Origin of the sequence: Paenibacillus sp. FSL K6-1096 (genome assembly GCF_037977055.1) — a bacterium.
Classification (GTDB): Bacteria; Bacillota; Bacilli; order Paenibacillales; family Paenibacillaceae; genus Paenibacillus_AQ.
The window spans coordinates 4,943,877-4,968,985 of the sequence record NZ_CP150274.1; the positions used below are offsets into that span (position 1 = coordinate 4,943,877).

Here is a 25,109-nt window from a genome sequence, read left to right on the forward strand (position 1 = left end):
TCAGCCTGTCGTCTCTTGAATGAGACGGCAGGCTTTTTGGTGCGCTTAGACAGGCATCCATAGAGATCACACGCAATGAACGGGAGCAGTAGACGGCTAAGGTGTACAGAGAGCTGCGGGGTGGTGCGACGCAGTCACCGGAGGCCGGCGAATCTCGCCCGTGAGCGGAGCAGCGGAAAGGGTTACAGGTACGCTGCTACGGATGTCCCCGTTACCGGACGATTCGTGATTCATCGTAAGCCCGTGCTCAGCATGGGGAGAAGCATGAAGCGGAGCTGGACGCAGCTGGGGGCTTGCCAATACCGGAAGCCTGTATGCGTCAACAAGAGTGGTACCGCGGAGGGGTGACCCGCCGTCTCTTAGGAGATGGCGGTTTTTTGTGTTTTTCTGGAGCTGGTGGATGGGAAATGAACTTACATTTGAGGAGGAGTACATGATGATTATTCCGGTAAAGAAACGAATTCAGATTTTTGACACGACGCTGCGGGACGGAGAGCAGGCCCCGGGGGCCAGTCTGACGCCTGAGCAGAAAATCATCCTGGCCGGCAAGCTGGCCGAGCTGGGGGTGGATGTGATGGAGCCGGGCTTCCCCGTATCCAGTCCGGGCGATTTTGCTGCGGTGGAGACCATCTCGCGGAAGATCCAGGGCGTGGAAATCTGCGGCTTCGCCCGTGCGGTCAAGGGGGATATCGATGCAGCGGTCCGGGCCACCCGGGATGCCGCGCGGCGGCGGATTCATCTGTTCATCTCCTCCTCCGACATCCACCTGCGTCATCAGCTGCGCATGAGCCGTCCGGAGGTGGTGGCAGTGGCACGGGAAATGACCGCCTATGCCCGGCAGTTCTGTGACGTTGTTGAATTCACTGCCATGGACGCCGCGCGGACGGGCATCGATGATCTGATCGAAATGGTGGAGGCGGTCATTGAAGAGGGCGCCTCGATTATCAATCTGCCTGACACTGTAGGGTACGCGCTGCCGCAGGAATACGGCGAGATGTTCCGGCGGGTGCGGCTGGGGGCCAGAGGCGGCGATAAGGTCATCTACAGCGCCCATTGCCATAACGACCTGGGCCTGGCGGTAGCGAACAGCCTGGCGGCGATCGAAGGCGGGGCTACGCAGATCGAGGTGACCGTCAACGGCGTCGGTGAGCGCACCGGGAACTGTGCGCTGGAGGAGCTGGTTATGGCACTGGAGACACGCGGTGACGCTATCGGCGCAGAGACCGGAATCGTGCTGGATAAGCTGTATGACACCTCCAGAATGATCAGCGGAGCGATGCATTTCCCGATCGCCTTCAACAAGCCGGTGGTCGGACGGAACGCCTTCCAGCATGAATCCGGCATCCACCAGGACGGCCTGCTGAAGGACCGCAGCACGTACGAGATTATGGACCCGGAACGGCTGGGCATTCCGCGCAGCATGATTATCCTCGGCAAGCATTCGGGCAGACACGCGCTGAAGGACCGGGCAGCGAAATACGGGATTGCCCTGGATCCGGCGGAGCTGGACGCGCTCTACGAATCCTTCAAGGAGACCGCTGACCGCCAGAAGGCCGTCAGCGATGACGAGCTGCTGCGGATGGTCAGCAGCACCACCGGCCAGCAGGCGCAGGTCTATGCGCTCGGCGAGGTTCAGGTGCTGGCCGGCAGCGCGCCGCGCCGGGTGGCCGCAGTGACGGTGCGCCATCTGGCCAGCGGCGCAGAAGCCACGCACACCAGCACCGGGGACGGGCCGCTGGAGGCCATCATTGCCGCGATCGGGCAAGGGATTGCCGAGGAGATCCGCTTCGACGGGCTGGAGCTGCACTCGCTGGGCAGCGGCGGCAATGCCCAGGCGGAGGCCGCGGTGATGGTGGAATGGAAGGGCGCGAAATTCCGCGGCACCGCCATCCATCACGATATCGTGATGGCAGCGGGCATCGCTTATATTGCAGCGTGCAATGCCGCGCTGCTGTCAGATGCGGCGGCGGACAGTGCGGACACGGCGGTGAATGGCTAGCAGGTAGAGGCTAGTAACGAAAGATCATATTGATGCGGCCCCGCAGGTCGCAGATTTAGCACAATGCAAGGAACGGATGCCTCTGCCAAGTCACCGACATCGGCAGAGGCATTTTAGCTGCATGCGGCTGGTGTGGAGCTGCGTGTGGCTGAATGTAATCGAAAAACCGACTACATTCGGTGCTGGGTGGGCGAGTGGACCAAATGTAATCGAAAAACCAACCACATTCGGCGCTGGGTGGGCGAGTGGAGCAAATGTAATCGAAAAACCGACTACATTCGGTGCTGGGTGGGCGAGTGGACCAAATGTAATCGAAAAACCAACTACATTCGGCGCTGGGTGGGCGGAGAGCTAACATGCCGTAGGTGAGGCGTCATATGGGGCTGGATGGCGCACAAACGGACATCCATAGCACCCAAACCTAACATATTTTTTACCCGTTGCGGCTTTTGTCAAGATGTGGACAACGTTATCCACATATTCCGCGCGAGTTGTGTAAAAAGCGTGTAAAATGAGTAATAACGCCTATTTTTTAAGCGGAGTAAATCGCTACTTATACAATGCAACATTTTTGTGGGAATTGTGGATAATGTGGATAATTCGGTGGATAAAAAGTCCTTGACAACGAAAGTAGCTATTTTAAGCCTAAAAAAAGCCCCGAACGGCCAATTCGGGGCAGCAGTTATACACGGAAACTGTGGATGAGTCTGTGGATAACCGGATTTGAACAAAATGGAAACTGTTAAAATTTATTTTGGCCTGCTTTTACATTATTCTGCAGCCAGTATCTCCCATTCGCTAAATAAATCTGTCAGCTGCTCCTTCTTATCCTTCAGTTTGCCTTCATGCTCCTGAAGAGCCATGTAATCCTGAAAGACCTCAGGTCTGGTCATCTCATGCTCAATGTCTGCGATGGCTTCCTCCAGCGCAGCGATCTTCTCCTCCAGCTCTGCAATCCGCCGCTGGCGGTTGCGCTCTTCACGCTTGGCCTGCTTCTCGGCCTCATAGGAGAGGGCGGTGCCTTTCTCCGCTGCCGGAGCTTCACTGGCCGCATTCCGCGAGAGCTTGGCCGCTGCAAGCTCTGCTTCCTCCGCCGCTATCGCTTCCAGCTCCTGCTTCTTCGCAATATAGTCGTCATAGTTACCCAGATACTGGTCAATACCGTCCGGGTGCAGCTCCAGCACACGCTCCGCCATTTTATTCAGGAAATAACGGTCATGGGAAATGAACAGCAGCGTCCCCTCGAAATCGATCAGCGCCGCCTCCAGCACCTCGCGGCTGACCAGATCCAGATGGTTGGTCGGCTCATCGAGAATCAGCATGTTGGCCCCGCGCAGCATCAGCTTGGACAAGGCTACCCGGGCTTTCTCGCCGCCGCTCAATGCTGCTACCTTCTTGAGGACATCCTCGCCGCTGAACAGGAAATTGCCGAGAATGGTCCGGATTCTGGCCTCCTCCAGCATCGGATACTCGCTCCACAGCTCTTCCAGCACCGTATTATTCGGATTCAGTCTTGTCTGCTCCTGGTCATAGTAAGCGATCTTGACCTTAGTGCCCCAGTTCACCGTTCCGGCGGACGGCTCACGGGTGCCGGTCAGACATTGCAGCAGCGTGGACTTGCCGATCCCGTTCGGCCCGATCAGCGCTGCTGTCTCTCCGCGCCGCAGCTCGAAGGAGGCATTCTGGAACAGCGGCTTCGCTGCTTCTTTGAAGGCTACAGCTACTCCACGGAGCTGCAGCACCTCCTTGCCGGACATGAAGTCCGGCTCGAAGGAGAAGCTGGCCTTCTTCAGGTCGCCCAGCGGCTTGTCGATGCGCTCCATTTTATCGAGTGCCTTGCGGCGGCTCTGGGCCCGCTTGGTGGTGGAGGCCCGTACGATATTGCGCTGTACGAAATCCTCCATCCGCGAGATCTCATCCTGCTGCTTCTCGTATTGCTTCATGCGGATCTCGTATTCGGCCGCCTTCAGCTCCACGTAACGGCTGTAGTTGCCGGTATACCGGCGGGACTGGTGCCGCTCAATCTCCACGATGGTGGTCACGAGCCGGTCAAGGAAATACCGGTCATGGGACACAACGAGAATGCCGCCGGCATACCCGCGCAGATAATCCTCCAGCCAGGTAAGCGTCTCGATGTCCAGATGGTTCGTAGGCTCATCGAGCATGAGCAGGTCCGGGGCCTGCAGCAGGATGCGGGCCAGGGCCAGGCGTGTCTTCTGGCCTCCGCTTAAGGTTGCGATCGGCGTATCGGGAGCGAAATCTCCGAAGCCCATCCCGTGCAGGACGCTGCGGATGCGCGTATTCATCTCATAGCCGCCTTGGTCTCGGAACCAGTCGGAACGTCTGGCATAGCGCTCCAGAAGCTCCTCGTACCGCTTCGGATCATCGGCCAGCTTAGGGTCAGCGATATCCGTCTCAAGCTGCCGCAGCTCAGCCTCCGCCTCCAGCAGCGGCGCGAATACGGCCAGCATCTCCTCCTGTATCGTCCGGTCTGACTGGAGTCCGCTGTTCTGGGCCAGATAGCCGATGGTGGTCTCCTTGGCCTTATGAATCTGTCCGCTGTCGTAGGACAGCTCCCCGGCGAGAATCTGCAGGAAGGTGGATTTGCCGGCCCCGTTGACGCCGACCAGTCCGACACGCTCCTTCTCATTCACCATGAGGCTGATGCCGTCCAGTATGTTTTGTATTCCATATGATTTCGTAATTCCTGTCGCTTGAAGAAGCATTCTGATGAAACCTCCGCCCTTGCAATTTGGCCCGGCGGCTTGCGTCCGGGCGATATCCTGATTCTATTCTCCAGTTTACATGAAAAAGGTGTGCCGTGCGAGGTTCATTCTCCTAACAAGGGGAATGATGCAACCTTGGCGAACCGGCATGAAGAGTGGTAAACTGAGCTTACAAACTATGATAAGCTATTGAACAACAAGATAAAGGAGGAGGCTGCCTATGCCCGAGCGCAGCATAGAGCTTGCCGCGCGGAAGCGGGAGCTGCGGGCCGGGAAGGCCGCTCTCCGGGACGGGCTGTCCCTGGAAGACAGGGCACAGTTATCCGCCCGGGTCTGCAATCATGCCTGGAGCTGGTTCACGCAGGCCGGCGCGGCCTCCCTGCTCGCCTATGCCCCGTTCCGCTCCGAGCTGGACTGCCTCCCTCTGCTGAGAGAGGCATGGGCGGGAGGCCATGATGTATGGCTTCCCCGCGTGGACCGGGAGAGCGGAACCCTGAGCATCCATCCTGTAGGCTCCTGGGAGGAACTGGTTCCCGGAGCCTACGGAATACCGGAGCCTGCCGCCGGAAGCAAAGCGCTTGCCGGAGCAGAGTCCGGCGCAGGGCGGCATCTGCCGGATGTGGTATTCGTGCCCGGCCTGGCCTTTGATCTGCGGGGCGGACGCCTGGGCTACGGGCGCGGTTATTATGACCGCTTGCGGGCGGCCTGGGAGCAGGGACATCCCGGAGACACCCGCAGACCCTTATGGATCGGGCTGGCCTTTGGGCTGCAGCTGCTTCCTGAGGTCCCGCTTGAAGAGCATGATGCCCTGATGGATCTGCTGATTACGGAGAATGGCATCTGGGATTGCCGGAAGGAGAGGGTGACGTGGAATTAACTCATTTCAATGAGCAGGGCCGGGCCCGGATGGTGGATGTCAGCGGCAAGGATGTTACCAAGCGGACGGCTGCGGCCCGAAGCCTGGTGCGGATGAAGCCTGCGACGCTGACAGCAATCAAGTCCGGCGAGATCCGCAAAGGTGATGTTCTTGCTGTAGCCCAGGTAGCCGGGATTATGGCGGCCAAGCAGACCTCAAGCTGGATTCCGATGTGTCACCCGCTGCCGCTGACCGGGGTGGACATCCGCTTCACGGACAACAACAAAGATGAACTATATATAGAAGCAACCGTCAGCATCACGGGCAAGACCGGGGTGGAGATGGAGGCGCTGACGGCAGTATCTGCCGCGGCCCTGACCGTATATGACATGTGCAAGGCGCTGCAGAAGGACATGATTATCGGACCTACGATGCTGGTGTCCAAGAGCGGCGGCAAGAATGGGGATTACGTGCTGGAAGCAGAATAGGGAAGCGGCCCGAACCCTTGCGCCGGCGTACCGGCCGCTGCCGAAGCAGCCGGACATACATAATACATAGATAGGGAGGGACAAACCGATGGCGTGGAAAACAGCGATCCTGACAGCCAGCGACAAAGGGTCCAGAGGCGAACGGGAAGACACGAGCGCCCAGGTGATTCGGGAGCTGGTGGAGGAGGAGCTTGGCGGGGAGATTATAGAATACCGGATCGTGCCCGATGAGCAGGATGAGATTATTGCCGCACTGATTGAGCTTACAGATTATTTCCAGGCGGACCTGGTGCTGACTACAGGCGGGACCGATCTGGCAATCCGTGATGTGACGCCTGAGGCGACGCGGCGGGTGATTGAACGCGAAGTGCCCGGACTCTCCGAGGCCATGCGCAGTACAGTCATGCAGAAGAACCGTGCAGCGATGCTGTTCCGGGGAATAAGCGGCATCCGCGGCCGGACGCTGATTGTCAATCTGCCGGGTACTCCGAAGGGGGTACATGAGAATCTGGCGGCCATTATGGACCAGTTGCCGGAGGCCTTGCTGATGGTTACGGGGCAATACCGGCAGTAAAGGGGAGGGACTCCCATCGACATGTGCGTGAATCGTTCAGGATAGACCATGGATGTGTGATATAAGTTATGGTATTATTGGTATATCGCCTGGCGAAATTATGAACGGACAATGGGATGGGAGGAAACCGGAATGTTAAATGGTATTGGCGCACCCGGAATTATACTGCTGGTCATCTTGGCACTGCTGCTCTTCGGACCTAACAAGCTTCCTGAGCTTGGGCGGGCTGTCGGGCGCACCTTCCGCGAATTCAAGGACGGGGCGCGCGAGATCATCAATGACCCGGAACCGGCCAAGCGGAGCGAAGCCCCTGCGGCTCCGGCTCCTAAGACCGCAGCAGCAGAGCTTCCGCAAGACCGCCGTCTGCCGGAATAATCATTTTTTGACCCATGCAGGGGCGTCCTTCCCAGTTATACAGACCGGGACGGCGCCCTTTTAAATTGTAGAGGTGGTGGCAGTCATGTCTCTTGAAGCGAAGGAAGCGAAGGAAGCGGAGGAAATGTCCCTGGTCGATCATCTGACCGAGCTGCGCAGGCGGGTCATCTACGTGCTGGTCATGTTCGTAGCCGGGCTTGTACTGGGCTTATTCGCGGCCAAACCGATCTACCTGTATCTGATCAGTGCTGATCATGCGCAAGGCTTCATCCTGCACGCCTTCTCCTTCTGGGATGGCATTGGGATGTATATGAAGATCGCGATGGCGGTCTCGCTGGTATTCTCCGTGCCGTTCATCGCGTACCAGCTTTGGGCGTTCATCAGTCCCGGCCTGCGTCCGGCAGAGCGGAGCGCTGCCCTGCGTTATGTGCCTTATGTGTTCATTCTGTTTATCCTGGGCATCGCTTTTGCCTATTACATAGTGTTCCCGATGGCCTTATCCTTCACCATCTCGATTACGCGGAATATGGGGCTGGAGGAGACCTACGGCATCGCCGAATATTTCAACTTCCTGTTCAGTCTGGTCATTCCGCTGGCCCTGCTCTTCGAGCTGCCGCTGCTCGTGATGTTCCTGACCAAGCTTAGGGTGCTGAACCCACTGCGCCTGCGCCGGATGCGCCGGTATGCTTATTTTGCGCTGGTGTTCATTGCCGTGGTCATTACGCCGCCGGATTTCATCTCCGACTTCCTGGTGACAATTCCGCTGCTGGTGCTGTATGAATTCAGTGTCTTTCTGTCCTCGTTCGTGTACCGCAGGCAATTGGCGGAGGACGCTAAGCGGGAAGCGCGGTATGTGATGGACCCCAAATCTTAGCTGCTCTGGCGGGCGGAGTATCTGTTTCATTAGCTGGAATTGCCCGCCGCCGACACCCAGAAGTGCGAGCATCAGGATAGAGAAAAGCATGCTTCCTCCCCACTGATTGAGGATAATGCCGCCAACCAGCGGTCCCAGGGTTCTGGATAGCTGCGCCCCGAGTCCAAAGACAGCGAAGACATATCCGAGCTGCTCTGCCGGAGCAATGTCGGAGATTGCCTTGCGGATGTGCGGGCCGTGCAGCATCTCGCCAACAGAGAACATCAGCTCAGCGGCAAGAAGCAATACAAGCGATGGAGCAAATCCGTAACCTAACGCGGTCACTCCAAACAGCACATAGGCGATGCCTAGCATCTTGTAGGCGGGAAAGCGTGCTGTCGCTCTGGCAATCCATAGCTGGAGTACAATAACGGTGATCCCGTTGAAGGTTAACAGCAGTGTAAGTACAGCCTTATAATTGCGGAATTGGGTCTGCAGATGAAAAGGCAATGTCGAGCTCACCTGGGCGTACAGAAATCCAAGCGGCAGATAACACAGGGTTAATAGAAGAATGATCCGCATTTCCTTGCTTTTGAATAGGGGCAGTCTGCCTGGAGCGCTGCATGGGTTACTCTTACGGGAGGCTGGAGGCGCTACAATTCTCAGGCGAGTCCAGAGCAGCAGCGAATATAGGCCCAGGAACAGCGCGGCCAGCCAGAATACGAGATGTACATTCCACGTAAAAAGCATCAGTCCGAGCGCAGGGCCGATGGCTGCCCCGACATTAAATGCCATGTGAAGCAGTGCGTATACCTCTGCCCGTTGCTCCTGCTTCACTACGTCGGATACCAGGGCGCTGGCGGCAGGCTCAAACAAAGCAGAGCCGACACCGTTCACCACTGAAGCCAGGGCAAACAAGACAATGCTGTCTGCAATGGCATATCCCGCCATGGATACTGTCTGCAGCAGCATGGATACTATGAGTACCGGCTTGCGGCCGAAGCGGTCACTCCAGGTTCCTCCGCCTATTCCGGCGGCCATTCCGCACAGAGGCTGAAGTGTTACAATAAGAATGGGCAGCAGTACGGCACCGTCCATCCGGTCATTCAGGTACAATACCAAAAAAGGCCGGATCATGAACATCGTCAGCGCACTGAGCACTGTGCCGGTGAACTGGATCCACACAGCAGAATCATAAGCTCGCATGAAGCTTAGAGATTGGCGTATTTTTTTCATCGATAGAGGACTCCTTCCCTGGTGCAAGTGAACAACTCTGAGTATAGCCCCCGCTTCAGCACACCGGGAAATTAAGCTTTGTAATGCCAGGATAAGCAATTGCTAATAGACCTGTCAGAACCACAACCTGCCATAAGGAGGTAGCCCGTGACTATAGTCCAATTACAGGTATTTGCAGCAACCGCTAAGTTCAACAGCTTCACGAAGGCTGCCGAGAGTCTTGCGTTCACCCAATCTGCCGTGTCGCAGATGATTCAGAGTCTTGAAAAGGAGCTGGGTATCTTATTGTTCAACCGCAGCCGTCAGGGCATCGCCCTGACCCGGGACGGGGAACGCATGCTGAAGCATGCAGAGCTGATTCTCCGTACAGAACGGATCATGAAAGAAGAGGCGCTTGCGGCGGCAGAGCTGCAGACCGGTAATGTGCGGATCGGTGCTGCACCGGATATAGCCTGCCGGTTTTTACCGGCGCTTGAGGCGTCGTTTAGGCAATCTTTTCCCAAGGCGGAGCTTGTCCTGTTCGAGGGCGATTCGGAGGAAATCAATGATTGGATCACCAGCGGAATTATTGATATAGGCGTTACCATGTTTCCGGATCCCGGACTATGCACTGTACCACTGATTACAGGCGAGATGGTTGTCATTCTGCCGGAGGAGCACCCGCTGGCCCAAGCAGACTCCCTTAGCCTGGAGGAGCTCGGAGAGCAGGGCTTCATCATGCCCGGGGATTCGGATCTGCAGAGGAAGCTCTTATCCCGGTATTCATGTATCCATGTACGGATAGAGGTTAAGGACATCTACACGATCCAGGCGATGGTTAAAGAGGAGCTGGGAATCTCTATCCTGCCTGATTTTTATATCTCCCGCCGGATTCCGAAGCTATCTGTGCTTCCGCTTAAGCCTGCCATCCCGCAGGATATTGTGTTTGCCTGGAACAGCAAGGAGGAGCTTCCTGCACTAGCCAGGGAGTTTATCAGAATCAGTCTGGAGGATACCTCTATCCTGAACCGCCAGGGCAAGGGGACGATAAGCGTGACAGCGGGGGCATAATTTGCCTGAAACCATAATTTTGCCAAAAAACAAATGCGAATTTACGTAAAAGGACTTGAAATCCGCCTTCAAGTTGAGTATCATAAACATTGTTGTTAGCACTACAGAGGGTTGAGTGCTAACGCTGCACAAAAAAAGGAAAATGGGCGGAAAATTCCCCTTCGGGTCCGGCAGAGATGCCGTTTTGCCGTGCCGTTTTCCCGCAGCTCAATTTATGTTTTCAAGGCAAACAACATAATTTCAAAGGAGGCTATTTTTTCATGATTAAACCACTGGGTGAACGCGTTTTGGTACAACCAAGCGAGCAGCAGGAAACCACTTCTTTCGGGATCGTGCTTCCGGACTCTTCCAAAGAGAAACCGCAGGAAGGCACTGTTATCGCTGTAGGCAGCGGAGCACTGAAAGACGGAGTCCGTGTAGCGCTGGAAGTTAAAGAAGGCGACCGTGTGCTTTTCTCGAAATATGCCGGCACTGAAATCAAATACGAAGGCAAAGAATATCTGATTATGAAAGAAAGCGACATCCACGCGATTCTTGACTAATTCAGAGAAGCCGCTTATAAGCCAGAACACCAATTACTTACGATGATATTGCGATAACCACACTTTTAGGAGGTTAATACACAATGGCAAAAGAAATTAAGTTCAGTGAAGATGCCCGCCGCTCGATGCTCCGCGGGGTTGATGCTTTGGCAAATGCAGTAAAAGTGACACTGGGTCCAAAAGGCCGCAACGTGGTGCTGGAGAAGAAATTCGGCAGCCCGCTGATCACCAATGACGGTGTAACCATCGCCAAGGAAATCGAACTCGAAGATGCCTTCGAGAACATGGGCGCACAGCTCGTCAAAGAAGTAGCTACCAAAACCAACGATGTAGCCGGTGACGGTACTACAACTGCAACGGTTCTGGCTCAGGCTATGATCCGCGAAGGTCTGAAGAACGTAACCGCAGGCGCTAACCCTATGGTGATCCGCAAAGGGATCGACAAAGCGGTGAAGACAGCTGTTGCTGAACTGCAGAAGATTGCTAAGCCGATCGAGGATTCCCAATCCATTGCGCAGGTTGCGGCAATCTCCGCTGCTGACGATGAAGTGGGCCAACTGATCGCAGAAGCTATGGAAAAAGTGGGCAAAGACGGTGTTATCACTGTTGAAGAATCCCGCGGCTTCCTGACAGAGCTTGAAGTGGTGGAAGGTATGCAGTTCGACCGTGGTTATATCTCCCCTTATATGATCACTGATACTGACAAAATGGAAGCTGTACTGGAGAACCCGTACATCCTGATCACTGACAAGAAGATCAGCAGCACTCAGGAAATCCTGCCATTGCTTGAAAAAATCGTACAGCAGGCCCGTCCGCTGGTCATCATCGCTGAAGATATCGAAGGCGAAGCTCAAGCCATGCTGATCGTGAACAAGCTGCGCGGAACCTTCAACGCTGTTGCCGTGAAAGCTCCTGGCTTCGGTGACCGCCGTGAAGCAATGCTGCAGGATATTGCTGCCCTGACAGGCGGCCAAGTGATCACTGAGAAGCTGGGTCTTGATCTGAAGAGCACTTCCATCGAGCAGCTGGGTAACGCACGTCAAGTACGCGTAACCAAAGAGAACACTACCATTGTAGACGGCAGCGGCGACAAAGCGGACATCAATGCACGCGTCAGCCAAATCCGTGCTCAGCTGGAAGAAACCACTTCCGAATTCGACAAAGAAAAACTGCAGGAGCGTCTGGCTAAACTGGCTGGCGGCGTAGCCGTTGTCAAAGTCGGCGCTGCTACTGAAACAGAACTTAAAGAGCGCAAGCTCCGCATCGAAGATGCCCTGAACGCAACCCGCGCTGCGGTTGAAGAAGGTATCGTATCCGGTGGGGGTACAGCCCTTGTGAACGTATATAACGCTGTTGCTGGTGTAGAAGTAACCGGCGACGAGAAAACAGGCGTGAACATTGTTCTCCGCGCTCTGGAAGAGCCAATCCGCACCATTGCAGCAAATGCCGGTGAAGAAGGCTCCGTCATCGTGGACCGCCTGAAGAAAGAAGCCGTAGGCATTGGCTACAACGCTGCTACCGGCGAATGGGTGAACATGTTCGAAGCCGGAATCGTTGACCCTGCGAAGGTAACACGCTCCGCGCTGCAGAACGCAGCTTCCGTAGCTGCTATGTTCCTGACTACCGAAGCGGTGATCGCTGACAAGCCTGAGCCGGAAAAAGCCGGCGCTATGCCGGATATGGGCGGCATGGGCGGAATGGGCGGCATGATGTAAGACAGCAGGAATCCTTGCTTTAAGTAAGGAATTGGCTGGTGGGGAGACTTCCTCCCCGCGTATGCCCTGCATAGTGTAAAATGAAGGCACCTTAGAGTGATGAATCACTCCAAGGTGCCTTCTGTTTTATCCTATATTTTCAACAAAGTCATCCCATACTCGTTCGTTACAAAATTCATGTCTGAATCGCGAGAAACCAGTATCAAATCAGCTGTTAAGGCAGTTGCAATAATGAGCGCATCAGGAGTTTTTATTTTCCGCCCCTTACTTCTCTGCTCGCTTTGCATGGAAGCGGCTTTTCTTGAGACAGTAGAATCGACAGGAATCATATGCCGAGGGGAGAATAACCTTTCTGCGATTAAGAACTGATTGTGTTTGACGCCGCTCAGTACTTCACATTCAGTAATCGTCGAAAAGAATATTCGCCGTTTTTCTTCTTAAGCTTGTAGAGCTAAGTTAACGGCGGCATAATCGTTGTCCAGAATGGCTATGACGATGTTTGAATCGAATAAATATCCGGAGTGGGTGTGAGTCACTTTCCCCAGCCCTCCCGCGACTCCTGAATGTGGTCTAATAATTCTTGCGCTTCTCCAGGCTTCAGAATTCCAGCCACACTTAAAATGTCATCGACTGAGTAATCATCATAGTCCTCAATGGTTTCTGCTTCAATATCTATGACAAGCTTCTTGGTGGAAATATTGTTTTCGGATAAAAACTTTCTTAAGTCTTTTGCAATATGAGGATGGAGTTTACGTGCCATTGACATGGAGAACCACTCCTTTATCAAAAATATGTTGCGAAATCGGTTCGCTTTCGCGATCTTAACTTATAAACAATTATACCCGATAATGGAATGAATGGATACGGCTGCAGGCGGGCACACAGAATAGGCTCTTTCTTGTACGATTGAGCTTGATGGTAGCGTTTTTTGTTTTGACGGGCCATTTCTTCGTATAACAACGAAAAAAATATGTTTATCTCCTGTACTTTAACAATATACTGCGCCACCCAATCAAAATCACATGTGATAGAGTAGATTACCTTGAGGGTGGTTCTGTGGGAGTGGACAGGGGTGACCAAAATGTGGACAGGGGTGAAGGCGTGGAACCGTTCCGATTACATGATGAAATGGGGGGATACAGATGGATTTCAGTGCATTGACTGGCCTCTTCGTTGACAATAACGGTTCAGTCGTGCTGAATGTTCTGTTATCTACTGCCTTAATATGGAGTGTCAAGCAAATCGCGAATAAAGAGAAGGTTATTCAGAATTACCAGAAGCGGGATGAGGAGAATGAGAGGCAGCTTAGCGAATATAATCGTACGCTCGTGAAGCTGCTGATCGAGAGAGGCACGGCGGACAGAAAATCCAATGATGAGGAGGTCGTCAACAAGTGAAGCTCCTCGATATCTTCCGAAAACACGAGCTGAAGCCCAGCCGGGTCAAACGGGAAATAGAGACCTTGGGCAAAATTCAGGAAGCGTATGAATCCAATGATCTTGAGAAACTTATTGATCTGCACCGCACCGGTCTAGGTAGAAGGGGAGATGATCTGCATGGACATTATTGACCTGGTTCTGATCACACTGGAGCTGATTGCCCTGATTGCTTTTACCGCTTATGTTATCCGCTACGCCAAGTATTTCATTGGCCGGGGCCCCCTGCGTACCTATAATCTGTATCTGCGGAGCGTGTGGCTTACCTACGGCGCCGTAGCGCTGCTGTGCCTCAATCTTTTATGGGGTAGGCTGAATATTGTCCTCGGCTACAATATCGAAGGCAGCTTGTCGGGCATCCTGCGCGAATATGTGCTGGTGCTGACGCTTGTAGTGCTGGTCTGCGCGGGCTGGATGCACAAGGAATTATGGGATGCCAACCATAGGAGCAAGGACCGTTCAGACCGGAAGAAGCTCAAATAGGCCATAGGCTCCAGCATCCCCCGTTACATCAGCCGCCCGGCAGGAATACCCCGCAATCTCTGTCTATCTCAAAAAGCACCAGCTCCAGCTCAAACAGACCGCCGCTGTAAAATAGATTAAACAGTCCGCCTGCGCGCAGCGTCGTCTGGCGGATATTCTGCAGCCCGATGCCGTGGTTACGCTTATCGTCTTTGGTGGTGAGAAGCTCGCCGCGCGGGCCTTGGCGTATGGTCCCGGAATAAGGATTCTGAACGCGTATGAACAAGCTGTCGTTCAGGTAATGCATATGTACCGCGATGTACCGTTCGCTCCCTCCCTCCTTGGACAACTGGCTTGCCGCTTCCAGCGCATTATCCAGGGCATTGCCCAGAATTACGCTGATGACAGCCGTATCCAGCACCAGCCCGGGTGGAATCTTCAGCTCCAGGCGCATGGCAATTCCTGCTGCCGCCGCCTCCCGCTGCTTGTAATCCAGAATCGAATCGATGAGCGGATTCCCGGTGTCACAGTAAGCCCCTGAGGTCTTGCTCCAGCCCAGCAGAGCGTCCAGCTCAGCTCTGGAGGCAGGTTCTTCACCGCTGAGAATTCTGGCACGCAGGCCAAGCAGGATATGGTTGAAGTCATGGCGGAACCGGAGTGCTTCCTCCTGGAATTCCTTGTTCCGGTGATACTGGTTCACATAATAGCTGTTCTGCTGCTCCAGCAGCAGCCGCTGGCTGCGTTCAGCCTGGGCGCTCATCGCCCGGTCCATGAGGAGCAGGACCAGCAAGTTAATGGCCAGCAGAAGGACCGGGACCACAGGGAACAATTGCGGGTAGCGCTGAAAAAAGAGATGGCCGGATAACTCAAGCAGCACAGCAATACTCATAACAGGACAGAGGAAAAGAACAGACCACAGCCATCCGGTCAGCTGTCCCCGTGCCTCCCCTTTGACGAAGCGGCGCAGCAGCAGGACCAGCATAAGCATCAGCAGCTTCGAGAGCAGCAGGCTTAGCCTGTAGCCGGTGTCGGTGTACCGCATTGGAATCGCAGCATCGCTGAGGACAATTACTGCTGAGATGAAGCAGGCCGTACACAGCCGCCACGTCAGAGTGCCCTGATAGAACAGCGACAGACCCAGGATCAGCCCGACATTGCCGGCCAACAGTATCGGCCCGGGCAGTGAGCTGTAATGCAGCAGTACCTGGGCGGTCATATACAGAAGGTAGAGCATGACCAGCCTCAGCCGGGATTGTGAACGGAAGCGGAAGAAGCATTTGAAGTACAGATGGAGCAGCGCGGGCAGCAGCGGAAGTGCGGCGAGATAGATGATTTCATCCAGAAGTACAGGATTCAAGCAAGCTCCCCCCTGAAGCGCAGATACGCCTGGCGGACAGCCTGGCTGTACTTGGCGCTGACGGGCAGCTCACAGCCGGTGATGAGGAGAATCCTTGTGGCGCTGATGGCTCTGATGGAATAGAAGTTTACAATATAGGACTGATGAATCCGCACAAAATAGCTGTCCGGCAGCTTGCCTGCCGCCTCGCCCAGCTTCCCGTAATATTGCAGCCGTTCTTGCTTGGTCACCACTGTGATCCGCCTGATGCTGCTCTCCAGATAATGAATATCCCGGTGGGGAATCCGCAGCTCCCCGTTCTTCAGCTGCACAGCCAGGAAGCCGGTGTGCCCCTGCTGTCTGGTCCGGATCGTCTTATGTATAGCTCCTGTTAACTTCCGCTTGAAGTCCTCCGGGTCTACAGGCTTCTTAATGAACCCGGACGGCCGCAGGTCGAACAGCCGGAGATGGTACTCTTCATGGCTGGAAATGAAGATCAGCTGTGCCGGATCATTGGCGTCATCCGCCCGCAGCAGATGCCCCGCAGCAATGCCGTCCAACCCGCCCAGCTCAATATCCATCAGAATAATATCGAACCTCTGCCCGTCCTCAAGGGCGCGGGCGAAGCGTTCTCCCGAATAATAGACCGAGACTTCTACAGGCTCCTTCAGGCTTTGTCCCGTTTCCAGCAGCAGCACTTCCGCTTCTCCGGCTGCACGGGGTTCATCATCACATACTGCAATACGAATCATCGGCTCCTCCAGTTTTGCATTTATCCCTATATTATACAGGCAATGCCCTGAAAACGACATGATCTCCCGTGATTATGACATCTGCGGCAGCAGGAGGCGCGGGGTGTGTTACCGTTAAGCCGTCAAGGCGGATTTGAATAAGAGAAGGAGTGGGTTTGGTTTGACGGCAACGGTATTTGAGGCTCAGGGCTTAACGAAGAAATACGCTTCGGGGTATGCCCTGGACCGGCTCAGTATGAGAATTGAAGCGGGCGATGTATACGGGTTCGTAGGGGAGAACGGCGCAGGCAAAACAACGCTGATGCGAATGATCGGAGGCGTTGTGCATCCTACCGCCGGGATCATGGAATTGTTCGGAGTACAGCACAAAGAGGGCTGGAGGGCCGCCAGACGCCGGATCGGCTTCCTGATTGAGCAGCCTTCGCTCTACCCGCATTTGAATGCAATGGAGAATCTGGGCTTCTACAGCCGGATCTTCGGCATCAGGGATCAGGACCGGAGTATTGAGGTGCTGCGGACCGTAGGGCTTGATGAAGCGGGCGGCAAAAAGACCCGGGAATATTCGCTCGGGATGAGGCAGCGGCTGGGAATTGCCGTCGCTCTTCTGAACCGGCCGGAGTTCCTGGTGCTGGACGAGCCGGTGAACGGACTGGACCCGGCGGGAATTGTGGAGGTCAGACGCATCCTGGAGCATCTGGCCCATGAGCAGGGGGTGACGATGCTCATCTCCAGCCATATTCTCAGCGAGCTGCAATTGCTGGCCGGAAAATACGGCTTCCTACATCAAGGCAGGCTGATTCAGGAGATTACGGCTGCCGAGCTGCAGCAGTCTGCGCGGGCGGCAATCTGTATTAAGACATCAGATCCGGCTGCGGCGGCGGACATGCTGAGGCGGGAGCTGCATGTCGAAGATGTCCGTATCAACGGGGCCGGAGAGGTCGAACTTCCGCGTGATGCGGTGAGTCTGGAGCAGCTGATGCCGCTGCTGGTCCAGCGGGGCATTCCGATAGACGGACTGAACCTGACGGCCCCCAATCTGGAGCAATATTATCTGAATCTGATTGGGGGACGGGGAAGATGAAGAACTTTATGCAGGCGGAAATCTATTTATTACGTAAAGACCAGGCATACTGGAGTGTCACAGCCGTGTTTGCGCTGGCCAGTCTTGTGCTGGTCTTTATCACCGGGAACGGCGGAAGCTATGAGCTAAACAGCTATGCGGAGCCGCTAAAGTCAGCCGCTGCGTTCTCCATTCTGTTCTATCTGGTGGTTCCCTTACATGCCTGCTTCTTCGCCGTGGAGGGCTTCGAGCAGGGATCAGTGCAGAATATCATTGCTGCCGGTCTCAGCCGGAAGCAATATTTTACCGGAAAATATGTTCTGGAGCTGCTGGCCGTTCTGGTCTGGCTGCTGGAGTTCTATGGATTGTTCTGGCTGTTCTATCTTGGGGCAGCGCTGGTAACCGGAGCGACGGCAGGTCCTGGCAGCTTCGGCGCCGATCTGGCGGCAGGCATGACGGCATTGGGCTTGAATCTGCTCTATCTTGCCGCCTACTGTGCGGCTGTGATGATGCTGGGGTTCCTGCTCCGCAGGCCGTTCCCGGCGGCGGTGGCTGCTTTTTTCTTCATATTCGGCAACCTGCTGCTGTCCGGTTATCTCAAGGATTCGTCCTCTGCGCTCCTGCGTGCGGTCTCCGGGCATTCTCTGATGACGCAGATTCTTACCTTCTCCGGCATCTATGTGGAGCATTCACAGGTGATTCTCCTCTCGGGTCCGGGAGATTATATGCGTGCGGTGCTGATTCCCGCCATCTGGATTGCCGCCTGCGTGAGTGCTGCGCTGATGATTTTGGAGAACACAGAACTTCATATATAATAGGAGAAAAGCGTGCAGGGAGGCGGCAGACTTGGTTAACGATTCTAAGCTTGCGCTGGCAACGTTCGCCGGGGGCTGCTTCTGGTGTATGGTGAAGCCGTTCGACGAGCTGCCGGGCATCGAATCCGTGGTCTCGGGATATACGGGCGGACATACAGAGCATCCGACCTATGCTGAGGTGGGGACGGAGACCACCGGGCACCGCGAGGCGGTGCAGATCGTCTATAACCCGGAGCTGTTCCCCTACGAGCGGCTGCTCGACATCTATTGGCAGCTCATCGATCCGACCGATAACGGCGGGCAATTCATGGACCGGGGGCATTCCTATACGGCGGCAATCTATGTTCATAATGAAGAGCAGCGGAGGAAGGCAGAGGAGTCGAAGGAGAAGCTGAAGGCCAGCAAACGGTTCAAAGCGCCGATTGTGACAGAGATCCTGCCGGCTGTACCGTTCTACCCGGCGGAGACGGAGCATCAGCATTACTACCGGACCCATCCGCTGGATTACAAGCTGTACCAGAAAGGCTCAGGCCGCGATGACTTCACAGCGCTGCACTGGAACAGCCGCAAGGACCAGCAGCGGCTGCGGGAGCAGCTCACGGAGCAGCAATATGAGGTCACCCAGAACAAGGGCATGGAGCCTCCGTATCAGAATGCGTACTGGGATCATGATGAGCCAGGCATTTACACGGATATTATCAGCGGTGATCCGCTGTTCAGCTCGGCGGACAAGTTCGATTCCGGTACAGGCTGGCCCAGCTTCACCGGACCGGTGGAGGAGGGGCTGGTCCGGCGGGAGGCCGATTACAGCGGCGGGCAGGTGCGGACCGTGCTGCGCAGCAGATTGAGCGGAGCCTATCTGGGGTATGTAAGCTATGACGGCCCGGAGGCGGGGAAGCCTTATTACGTGATTAATTCTGCCGCGCTGCGGTTTATCCCCAAGGCTGAGCTTGCGGGCAGCGGTCTGGAACGGTATTTGGAACGGTTGGACCGCGAAGCCGGGGAGTAGAATCCGTTGGTACTCATCATACAAGCCTGGTCATATTTATGGCTGCCGGGAGCATATGCTTGATCTATAGTCCTGTCTACAAAAGGGGTTGAAGATTTGGCAGCTGCACTTTTAGGCAGTTTTTGTTCTGCGATGGCCACCGTGCTGGGCGCGATTCCGATTCTGTTCGTCAAGCGGCTGTCCGAGCTGTGGAAGGATGTGCTGGTGGCTTTTACCGCCGGAATTATGGTCTCGGCCAGCACCTTCGGGCTGATGCCGCAGGCGATCAGGGAATCGGGCATGATTGCGCTGACCCTTGGACTGGTTACCGGCGTGCTGCTGCTGGATCTGATCGAGAGCCATATCCCGCATATTGATGTCGAGAACAAGCCCGGCCTCAGCAATCTGGATTCCAAAGCGCTGCTTGTGATGGTCGCGCTGTTCATCCACAACATTCCTGAAGGATTGAGCACAGGCTTCAGCTATGCCAGTGAGCAGACAAGCCTTGGTCCCATGGTGGCGATTGCCATCGGCGCGCAGAATATGCCGGAAGGACTGATTCTTGCCGTCTTCCTGATGAATGCCCGCGCCACCCGGCGCAAAGCCCTGATCATAGCAGCTCTGACCGGCCTGATGGAGATGGTGTCGGCTGTCATCGGGTATTTCACCGCCAGCTATGTGCAGAATGTGGTCGGATACGGCCTGGCCTTCGCAGCCGGAGCGATGCTCTTCATTGTGTATAAGGAGCTGATCCCGGAGAGCCATGGTCACGGCTATGAACGGCCTTCAACGTATTCATTCATCTTTGGTCTGCTGGCGATGGTGTATATTACATTGTTTTTTGGATAAGGAGTGGTGACAGGATGGTTAGACTCGAATGGGAAGCTGTATTATCCTTCGTCTTATTAATTGCTTCATACTTGTGCCTGTACGCGGCCATTCATAAACGGACGGCCTTCGCCCGCTATAGCATCACGGTTCTCTTCATCGCAAGCTCAGCGCCGCTTGCCGTGATGCTGATCCTGGAGAGCAGGAGGGAGGCGCTGGATGCCAATATCGGCCTGGGCATGGCGTTCCTGCTCACCTGGTTCATTACGGGACTGGTATTCATTGCTGCGCTCATTACCTGGATCGTGAAGGCCAGAAAGCGCGCGTAAGCAGATCATCCTTCATATAAAATTCATAGAGAATCTGCCTTATAAACCCTAGACGTGCAGGGTATACCGGTTGGCCTTGCTGTTCGCCCGTACCGCGGCAACCTCTTGCGCAGAGAGTGACGGTGTGCTGGCTGATGCAATATTCTGCCGCAATTGCGCAAGGCTGCTCGCCCCCGGAATCACAGCGGCTACGGCAGGATCGGCCAGCGGATATTGCAGCGCTGTCTGATTCAAGGGACGGGTAAGGGCAGCGTTACCCGTCAGCCGCTCATGCAGCTCCTGAAGCCCGGCTGCCGTATAGTCAAGATACGCCCGCTCCGCCTTGCTGCGGCCATGCTCAGTCAGGATGCCGCTGGCCAGCGGTCCCCGGGCAATCAGGCTGATTCCTTCGCGGGCCAGCAGTGGAAGCGTGCTCTCCTCCGGGCGGCGGTCAAGAATGCTGTATTGGCTCATGACGCTGACAATGCCGGAGCGCTGTACATATTCGCGGATGACATTCGGCCGGATCGAAGAGATGCCGTAATACCGGATGACTCCCTCCTGCTTCAGTTCCTCGAAGGCCTCAATAGTCTCATCGATATTGTCCTCCAGTGTTCCTCCGTGCAGCTGATACAGATCGATATAATCGGTCTGCAGCCTGCGCAGACTCTCCTTCACCGCCGAACGGATATAGGTCTTGGACGCATCCCACACCCAGCCCTCCCGGCCGGGAATTCTGCGGTTGCCTACCTTGGTGGCCAGAATGACCTCTGACCGGCGGTGCCGGATGGCCTTGCCGATGATCTCCTCATTGCGCCCCTCATCATAGAGGTCGGCGGTGTCCAGGAAGTTCACTCCCTGCTCCAGCGCTTCATGGATAATGGCGGCTGCCTGTACTTCTTCCGTCCCTAGCGACATGCAGCCAAGGCCCATAGCACTTACATATAGATCGGATGCTCCCAAACGGTTGGTCTTCATCGGATGATCTCCTCTCATGACAATAGTGTGTCTATTATAGCATTCAGGCGGTCCGGGGGCACTTTGCAGCGGGAATTCTTGGCCTCTCCAGACGCAAAAACAGCAATCCTGCACCACCCTCCAAGTTGAGGGATGGGCAGAATTGCCGTCTTCATCAGGTCCGGTCTCTGACCGTGCCCGGCTGCTTAGCCGCGCAGAATGCTCTCAATCTGCTCCAGCTCTTCCGCGCTCAGCTCCGGCGCATTCAGCGAAGCCACCGCATCTTCGATCTGGCTGACCTTGCTTGCGCCGATCAGGGCAGAGGTTACTCTGCCTCCGCGCAGCACCCAGGACAAGGCGAGCTGCGACATCTTCTGTCCGCGCGCAGCCGCAATCTCATTCAGCTTGCCGACCTTGGCCAGCACCTCAGGCGTAAGCTCCTTCTCGGAGAGGAACACGCTGGGTCCGGCGGCACGGGAATCGGCGGCGATGCCGTTCAGGTAACGGTCGGTCAGGATGCCCTTCTGCAGCGGGGAGAAGGCGATGGTGCCGATGCCTTCCTCTTCGAGCACATCCTGCAGCCCGTCCTCGATCCAGCGCGACATCATCGAATAGTTCGGCTGATGGATCAGGCACGGGGTGCCGAGGCGGCGGAGAATCTGTGCCGCTTCCCGCGCTTCCTCCGGCTTGTAGTTCGAGATGCCGACGTACAGCGCCTTGCCCTGGCGGACCAGGAAATCGAGGGCGGACATCGTCTCTTCCAGCGGTGTGTTCGGGTCCGGGCGGTGGTGGTAGAAGATATCGACATAATCCAGCCCCAGCCGCTTCAGGCTCTGATCCAGGCTGGACACCAGATACTTCCTGGAGCCCCATTCGCCGTAAGGGCCGGGCCACATGTAGTATCCGGCTTTGCTGGAGATAATCAGCTCATCGCGGTAGGGCGCGAGGTCCGTCTTCAGCATCCGGCCGAAGCTCTCTTCCGCAGAGCCGGCAGGCGGGCCGTAGTTATTGGCCAGGTCGAAGTGGGTGATCCCCAGGTCAAAGGCCCGGCGGACCATCGCACGGCCGTTCTCGTACACATCATTGCCGCCGAATTTGTGCCACAGCCCGAGGGAGATGGCCGGGAGCAGCAGGCCGCTGCGTCCGGTGCGGTTATATTTCATCGTGTCATAGCGTTCAGGACTGGCGATATACATTCTGGATTCCTCCTAAGTTTGAGTTAGTTATGCAGACTTCATCCTCCCTAATTGTAGCGGACAAACGCTTTCAATCGTATGTCAGCATGGATGATTTTTATAGCACAATGTCTGTATCTGTATGGCGGAGCCGGTATTCCTTGGGTGAGCAGCCCTTGACCTTCTTGAACATCCGGGAAAAGAGCAAGGCATCCTGATACCCCACCGACTGCGAGATTTCCCCGATGGTGCAGCCGGTCTCCGTCAGCAGCTCGCAGGCCTTGGACATGCGGAATTGGAGCAGATATTGCTGCGGAGGCATGCCGATTGTCCGCTTGAACAGCGCCGACATATATTTGCGGTCCAGCTTCAGGGAAGCGGACAGGCTCTCCATAGTCACATTCTCGGCGTAGTGGGCTTGAAGGTAATGCAGGCATTGCTCGACATAGACGCTTCTGCTGCGCGGGGCCGGGCTATCCGCAGCCGGTACTGTGCGCAGCAGCAGGGAGAAGAATTCATAGAGCACCACCTTCAGCGGCAGATCCAGCAGCTCCCCGCTGCTGCCCGTTTCCGATAACCGGGCCGACAGTGAGGGCATCAGCACCTCGTCCATCGGGAACACCGGCTGCTCCGGGGTTAGTGACGTCCGTGACAACAGATAGGCCGCCTCCTCCCCGGTAAAAGCAATCCAGGAATACAGCCAAGGGTCGTCCTGGTCAGCGGCATAATGTGTCACCACATGCGGGTAAGTGAGGAAGGCCTGTCCGGCGACCAGCGTATGGGTGGCTTCCCCGACGGTGACCTGGCCGGTTCCGGCGTGAACGAAGTGGATTTTGTACAGGCTTCGCACTCCGGGTCCGAACGAATGGCCGGGTACACACTGCTCCTGGCCCCAGTAATGCAGATACAGGTCAGGATTGGCCCGGTGGGGACGATGGGCGTTATATTTGAATAGAGCCATAGTCGTAGCCTCATTTCCTGAAGGATAATGGTACTCCGTAATGAACGCGCATACTTCCATTATACCGCAGAAGAGGCAAGGCCGGGTAACCGCAAATAGTCCCAGCCCGGGAAGGGGAGGGACTAAGGAGGATATGATCTGCACGCAGAGGGCCGGGATTCCAGGGATCAGGCGTCCATTTTAAGCATAACCAGCTCTTCTACCGGCTGTCCGTTCACCAGATGCTCCTCCACGATCCGCGCCACATCATCTACCGTTACATTGTAATACCAGATCCCGTCAGGATACACGATGACAAAAGGCCCGTTGCCGCATAAGCCGAGGCAGCTGGTTTTGTTGATTTTGACCGTCTTGTTGATGCCCTGCTCGACCATCTGCTCCTTGAATTCCTGCATGACCTCCTCCACCTCCTGATTATTGCAGTGCTCGCTGCAGCAGAAGAGCAGATGCTTCTTCAGTACTTTCAGACGCATATTCATCGTGTTTCCCCCTGATTAGAATTAGAATGGTTTACTGTTCTTACGAGGAGTATAGCTCCTTTTGGGCGGCGTGGTAACGCGGCTGGCGCAATGTTCCCAAAGGCTTAATAACTGCCGTCACACGGGGAATTCGGTGTCATCTAAGCTGCCCTTCCGTCCGTGAATGTGTGGAAAATGTGTCCGTACCGTAAATTTCCTGTTTCAGAAATTAATTTGCGGAACCGCGGTAAAGTTGAGGATAGAGCAGTTTCGCGGAGGGCTGTGTGGTTAAGTAAGGGGTGTGAAAGTTAAGCATAACTACAAAACAGCTACCAGGAGGGAATCGTTATGAATAAGAAAATTGTAGGTGTATTCTATACCGAGCATGAAGCTTCTCAGGCCATTGAAGACTTGAAGGCGCACGGGTTTCTGACAGAGGATATCTCAGTGATAGCGAGAAATAGACAAGATGCCGAAGCGATTAACGAGGAGACAGGAACGAAGGCACCCGAGGGGCTGGCCTCAGGAGCGGCAACCGGCGGGATTCTCGGCGGGGTGACCGGACTGCTGGCAGGTATCGGCGCTCTGGCGATTCCGGGCATCGGGCCGATTATCGCAGCGGGACCGATTGCGGCAACCTTAACAGGCGTTGCGGTAGGAGCCGGAACCGGCGGTCTGGTCGGCGGACTGATCGGGCTGGGTATCCCTGAGGATGAGGCAGCAAGCTATGATAATTATGTAGATGAAGGCCGCATTCTGGTCATGGTCGATGCAGATAACACGCGGGAAAATGATGTATATGCGGTATTCCGCAACCATAACTCGGCGAATGCCGACCGCTATATTGACAATTCCGTTACCGCACAGGATGCTGCGGATGCCCCGCGCCATTCGGCCACCGATGCCGTAGATGCGGCATTCAACGGCTCAGGTCTTGAAGGCAGACATGATACAGGGCTGGATACCATGAATTCGGCTACGGAGCATGATCTTCCGGAGAGAAAAGCGGTAGAGGATATGAACCGGCCGGGAATGACCGGAGATGTGTATTCCGGCACTAAGAATGGCATGGACCGGACACCGGACCATGCACAAACCCGCAGGCTGAGTGAGCTGGAAGAAGCGCAGGACCAGGATACCCTCAGACGCGGGGATGCAG

25 protein-coding genes, 1 pseudogene and 2 other annotated features (1 of these 28 only partly in view) are annotated in these 25,109 nt (G+C 55.5%); of the genes and pseudogenes, 18 read left to right on the forward strand and 8 right to left on the reverse strand.

Annotated features, from left to right (window positions below):
- Positions 1-19, forward strand: a binding site (T-box leader); it begins 263 nt to the left of the window's first position.
- A gap of 47 nt (positions 20-66) precedes the next feature.
- Positions 67-363 (forward strand) — a binding site (T-box leader).
- Positions 364-436: 73 nt separating this feature from the next.
- A complete protein-coding gene (locus MHI24_RS21805) occupies positions 437-1,999 on the forward strand; it encodes a 2-isopropylmalate synthase (RefSeq protein WP_340026752.1) in 1,563 nt (520 codons plus the stop codon).
- A 770-nt stretch (positions 2,000-2,769) separates the two neighbouring features.
- Here the strand turns inward: MHI24_RS21805 and MHI24_RS21810 are convergent.
- Positions 2,770-4,725 (reverse strand): ABC-F family ATP-binding cassette domain-containing protein, encoded by a 1,956-nt coding sequence (locus MHI24_RS21810; protein WP_340021620.1) that lies wholly within the window; start codon positions 4,723-4,725, stop codon positions 2,770-2,772.
- A 220-nt stretch (positions 4,726-4,945) separates the two neighbouring features.
- Here MHI24_RS21810 and MHI24_RS21815 point away from each other — a divergent pair, with 220 nt between their 5' ends.
- From MHI24_RS21815 to groL, 8 genes are all read left to right on the forward strand, one after another.
- Positions 4,946-5,602, forward strand: coding sequence for a 5-formyltetrahydrofolate cyclo-ligase (locus MHI24_RS21815; RefSeq protein ID WP_340021621.1), 657 nt, complete (start codon positions 4,946-4,948; stop codon positions 5,600-5,602).
- Positions 5,593-6,069 (forward strand): cyclic pyranopterin monophosphate synthase MoaC, encoded by a 477-nt coding sequence (gene moaC / locus MHI24_RS21820; protein WP_340021622.1) that lies wholly within the window; start codon positions 5,593-5,595, stop codon positions 6,067-6,069. Before MHI24_RS21815 ends, moaC begins: the two co-directional genes overlap by 10 nt.
- An 88-nt stretch (positions 6,070-6,157) precedes the next feature.
- On the forward strand, positions 6,158-6,643 hold the full coding sequence (locus MHI24_RS21825; RefSeq protein WP_238652326.1) for a MogA/MoaB family molybdenum cofactor biosynthesis protein: 486 nt from the start codon (positions 6,158-6,160) through the stop codon (positions 6,641-6,643).
- Between the two features lie 132 nt (positions 6,644-6,775).
- Positions 6,776-7,018, forward strand: coding sequence for a twin-arginine translocase TatA/TatE family subunit (tatA, locus tag MHI24_RS21830; protein WP_340021623.1), 243 nt, complete (start codon positions 6,776-6,778; stop codon positions 7,016-7,018).
- Positions 7,019-7,103: 85 nt separating this feature from the next.
- Positions 7,104-7,892, forward strand: coding sequence for a twin-arginine translocase subunit TatC (gene tatC / locus MHI24_RS21835; protein WP_340021624.1), 789 nt, complete (start codon positions 7,104-7,106; stop codon positions 7,890-7,892).
- 1,362 nt (positions 7,893-9,254) lie between these two features.
- A complete protein-coding gene (locus MHI24_RS21840; RefSeq protein ID WP_340021625.1) occupies positions 9,255-10,157 on the forward strand; it encodes a LysR family transcriptional regulator in 903 nt (300 codons plus the stop codon).
- A gap of 260 nt (positions 10,158-10,417) precedes the next feature.
- Positions 10,418-10,699 carry a co-chaperone GroES gene (gene groES, locus MHI24_RS21845; protein ID WP_238652329.1) on the forward strand — a complete coding sequence of 94 codons (282 nt, stop codon included), beginning with the start codon at positions 10,418-10,420 and terminating at the stop codon, positions 10,697-10,699.
- Positions 10,700-10,782: 83 nt separating this feature from the next.
- Positions 10,783-12,414, forward strand: a complete 1,632-nt coding sequence (groL, locus tag MHI24_RS21850; RefSeq protein WP_340021627.1) for a chaperonin GroEL — start codon at positions 10,783-10,785, stop codon at positions 12,412-12,414.
- A 532-nt stretch (positions 12,415-12,946) separates the two neighbouring features.
- Here the strand turns inward: groL and MHI24_RS21855 are convergent.
- A complete protein-coding gene (locus MHI24_RS21855; protein WP_340021628.1) occupies positions 12,947-13,180 on the reverse strand; it encodes a hypothetical protein in 234 nt (77 codons plus the stop codon).
- A gap of 376 nt (positions 13,181-13,556) precedes the next feature.
- On the opposite strand from MHI24_RS21855, the gene MHI24_RS21860 reads away from it, so the two are divergent.
- Genes MHI24_RS21860 through MHI24_RS21870 form a run of 3 tightly spaced genes read left to right on the forward strand, consistent with a single transcriptional unit; the run spans position 13,557 to position 14,333 of the window.
- The gene (locus MHI24_RS21860; RefSeq protein ID WP_340021629.1) at positions 13,557-13,811 is read left to right on the forward strand and encodes a hypothetical protein; all 255 of its coding nucleotides are present in this window, start codon (positions 13,557-13,559) and stop codon (positions 13,809-13,811) included.
- Positions 13,808-13,984: a hypothetical protein gene (locus MHI24_RS21865; RefSeq protein WP_238652358.1), complete on the forward strand. Its 177-nt coding sequence runs from the start codon at positions 13,808-13,810 to the stop codon at positions 13,982-13,984. Before MHI24_RS21860 ends, MHI24_RS21865 begins: the two co-directional genes overlap by 4 nt.
- The gene (locus MHI24_RS21870; protein ID WP_340021630.1) at positions 13,971-14,333 is read left to right on the forward strand and encodes a hypothetical protein; all 363 of its coding nucleotides are present in this window, start codon (positions 13,971-13,973) and stop codon (positions 14,331-14,333) included. The genes MHI24_RS21865 and MHI24_RS21870 overlap by 14 nt, the downstream gene beginning before the upstream one ends.
- Before the next feature lie 28 nt (positions 14,334-14,361).
- On the opposite strand, the gene MHI24_RS21875 is transcribed toward MHI24_RS21870, so the two are convergent.
- Both MHI24_RS21875 and MHI24_RS21880 read right to left on the reverse strand, forming a co-directional pair.
- Positions 14,362-15,669, reverse strand: a complete 1,308-nt coding sequence (locus MHI24_RS21875; protein WP_340021631.1) for an ATP-binding protein — start codon at positions 15,667-15,669, stop codon at positions 14,362-14,364.
- On the reverse strand, positions 15,666-16,400 hold the full coding sequence (locus MHI24_RS21880; protein WP_340021632.1) for a LytTR family DNA-binding domain-containing protein: 735 nt from the start codon (positions 16,398-16,400) through the stop codon (positions 15,666-15,668). The genes MHI24_RS21875 and MHI24_RS21880 overlap by 4 nt, the downstream gene beginning before the upstream one ends.
- Positions 16,401-16,560: 160 nt before the next feature.
- On the opposite strand from MHI24_RS21880, the gene MHI24_RS21885 reads away from it, so the two are divergent.
- From MHI24_RS21885 to MHI24_RS21905, 5 genes are all read left to right on the forward strand, one after another.
- Complete coding sequence (locus MHI24_RS21885; RefSeq protein WP_340021633.1) at positions 16,561-17,481, forward strand: ABC transporter ATP-binding protein; 921 nt, start codon at positions 16,561-16,563, stop codon at positions 17,479-17,481.
- The gene (locus MHI24_RS21890; RefSeq protein WP_340021634.1) at positions 17,478-18,275 is read left to right on the forward strand and encodes a hypothetical protein; all 798 of its coding nucleotides are present in this window, start codon (positions 17,478-17,480) and stop codon (positions 18,273-18,275) included. The genes MHI24_RS21885 and MHI24_RS21890 overlap by 4 nt, the downstream gene beginning before the upstream one ends.
- A 31-nt stretch (positions 18,276-18,306) precedes the next feature.
- Positions 18,307-19,284, forward strand: a complete 978-nt coding sequence (msrA, locus tag MHI24_RS21895) for a peptide-methionine (S)-S-oxide reductase MsrA (RefSeq protein ID WP_340021635.1) — start codon at positions 18,307-18,309, stop codon at positions 19,282-19,284.
- Positions 19,285-19,380: 96 nt separating this feature from the next.
- Entirely contained in the window at positions 19,381-20,112 is a 732-nt protein-coding gene (locus MHI24_RS21900; protein ID WP_340021636.1) for a ZIP family metal transporter, read from the forward strand.
- Positions 20,113-20,126: 14 nt separating this feature from the next.
- Positions 20,127-20,420 carry a hypothetical protein gene (locus MHI24_RS21905; RefSeq protein WP_340021637.1) on the forward strand — a complete coding sequence of 98 codons (294 nt, stop codon included), beginning with the start codon at positions 20,127-20,129 and terminating at the stop codon, positions 20,418-20,420.
- Positions 20,421-20,468: 48 nt separating this feature from the next.
- On the opposite strand, the gene MHI24_RS21910 is transcribed toward MHI24_RS21905, so the two are convergent.
- The 4 genes from MHI24_RS21910 to MHI24_RS21925 all read right to left on the reverse strand — a co-directional run bounded on the left by MHI24_RS21910 (position 20,469) and on the right by MHI24_RS21925 (position 23,971).
- Positions 20,469-21,377: an aldo/keto reductase gene (locus MHI24_RS21910; protein WP_340021638.1), complete on the reverse strand. Its 909-nt coding sequence runs from the start codon at positions 21,375-21,377 to the stop codon at positions 20,469-20,471.
- A gap of 185 nt (positions 21,378-21,562) precedes the next feature.
- On the reverse strand, positions 21,563-22,552 hold the full coding sequence (locus tag MHI24_RS21915; protein ID WP_340021639.1) for an aldo/keto reductase: 990 nt from the start codon (positions 22,550-22,552) through the stop codon (positions 21,563-21,565).
- Positions 22,553-22,649: 97 nt separating this feature from the next.
- On the reverse strand, positions 22,650-23,492 hold the full coding sequence (locus tag MHI24_RS21920) for an AraC family transcriptional regulator (RefSeq protein WP_340021640.1): 843 nt from the start codon (positions 23,490-23,492) through the stop codon (positions 22,650-22,652).
- A 167-nt stretch (positions 23,493-23,659) separates the two neighbouring features.
- Positions 23,660-23,971, reverse strand: a complete 312-nt coding sequence (locus MHI24_RS21925; RefSeq protein ID WP_340021641.1) for a (2Fe-2S) ferredoxin domain-containing protein — start codon at positions 23,969-23,971, stop codon at positions 23,660-23,662.
- 327 nt (positions 23,972-24,298) lie between these two features.
- Between MHI24_RS21925 and MHI24_RS21930 the strand changes: the two are divergent.
- Positions 24,299-24,793, forward strand: a pseudogene (locus MHI24_RS21930) (general stress protein); the annotation flags it as partial.
- Positions 24,794-25,109 lie beyond the last annotated feature (316 nt).

Excerpts from the sequence above, each read along its gene's own strand:
- MHI24_RS21805 (WP_340026752.1), top strand. The coding sequence starts at position 437 with ATGATTATTCCGGTAAAGAAACGAATTCAGATTTTTGACACGACGCTG.
- MHI24_RS21810 (WP_340021620.1), bottom strand. The coding sequence starts at position 4,725 with ATGCTTCTTCAAGCGACAGGAATTACGAAATCATATGGAATACAAAAC.
- MHI24_RS21815 (WP_340021621.1), top strand. The coding sequence starts at position 4,946 with ATGCCCGAGCGCAGCATAGAGCTTGCCGCGCGGAAGCGGGAGCTGCGG.
- MHI24_RS21825 (WP_238652326.1), top strand. The coding sequence starts at position 6,158 with ATGGCGTGGAAAACAGCGATCCTGACAGCCAGCGACAAAGGGTCCAGA.
- tatA (WP_340021623.1), top strand. The coding sequence starts at position 6,776 with ATGTTAAATGGTATTGGCGCACCCGGAATTATACTGCTGGTCATCTTG.
- tatC (WP_340021624.1), top strand. The coding sequence starts at position 7,104 with ATGTCTCTTGAAGCGAAGGAAGCGAAGGAAGCGGAGGAAATGTCCCTG.
- groES (WP_238652329.1), top strand. The coding sequence starts at position 10,418 with ATGATTAAACCACTGGGTGAACGCGTTTTGGTACAACCAAGCGAGCAG.
- groL (WP_340021627.1), top strand. The coding sequence starts at position 10,783 with ATGGCAAAAGAAATTAAGTTCAGTGAAGATGCCCGCCGCTCGATGCTC.
- MHI24_RS21855 (WP_340021628.1), bottom strand. The coding sequence starts at position 13,180 with ATGTCAATGGCACGTAAACTCCATCCTCATATTGCAAAAGACTTAAGA.
- MHI24_RS21860 (WP_340021629.1), top strand. The coding sequence starts at position 13,557 with ATGGATTTCAGTGCATTGACTGGCCTCTTCGTTGACAATAACGGTTCA.
- MHI24_RS21870 (WP_340021630.1), top strand. The coding sequence starts at position 13,971 with ATGGACATTATTGACCTGGTTCTGATCACACTGGAGCTGATTGCCCTG.
- MHI24_RS21880 (WP_340021632.1), bottom strand. The coding sequence starts at position 16,400 with ATGATTCGTATTGCAGTATGTGATGATGAACCCCGTGCAGCCGGAGAA.
- MHI24_RS21890 (WP_340021634.1), top strand. The coding sequence starts at position 17,478 with ATGAAGAACTTTATGCAGGCGGAAATCTATTTATTACGTAAAGACCAG.
- MHI24_RS21905 (WP_340021637.1), top strand. The coding sequence starts at position 20,127 with ATGGTTAGACTCGAATGGGAAGCTGTATTATCCTTCGTCTTATTAATT.
- MHI24_RS21910 (WP_340021638.1), bottom strand. The coding sequence starts at position 21,377 with ATGAAGACCAACCGTTTGGGAGCATCCGATCTATATGTAAGTGCTATG.
- MHI24_RS21915 (WP_340021639.1), bottom strand. The coding sequence starts at position 22,552 with ATGTATATCGCCAGTCCTGAACGCTATGACACGATGAAATATAACCGC.
- MHI24_RS21920 (WP_340021640.1), bottom strand. The coding sequence starts at position 23,492 with ATGGCTCTATTCAAATATAACGCCCATCGTCCCCACCGGGCCAATCCT.
- MHI24_RS21925 (WP_340021641.1), bottom strand. The coding sequence starts at position 23,971 with ATGAATATGCGTCTGAAAGTACTGAAGAAGCATCTGCTCTTCTGCTGC.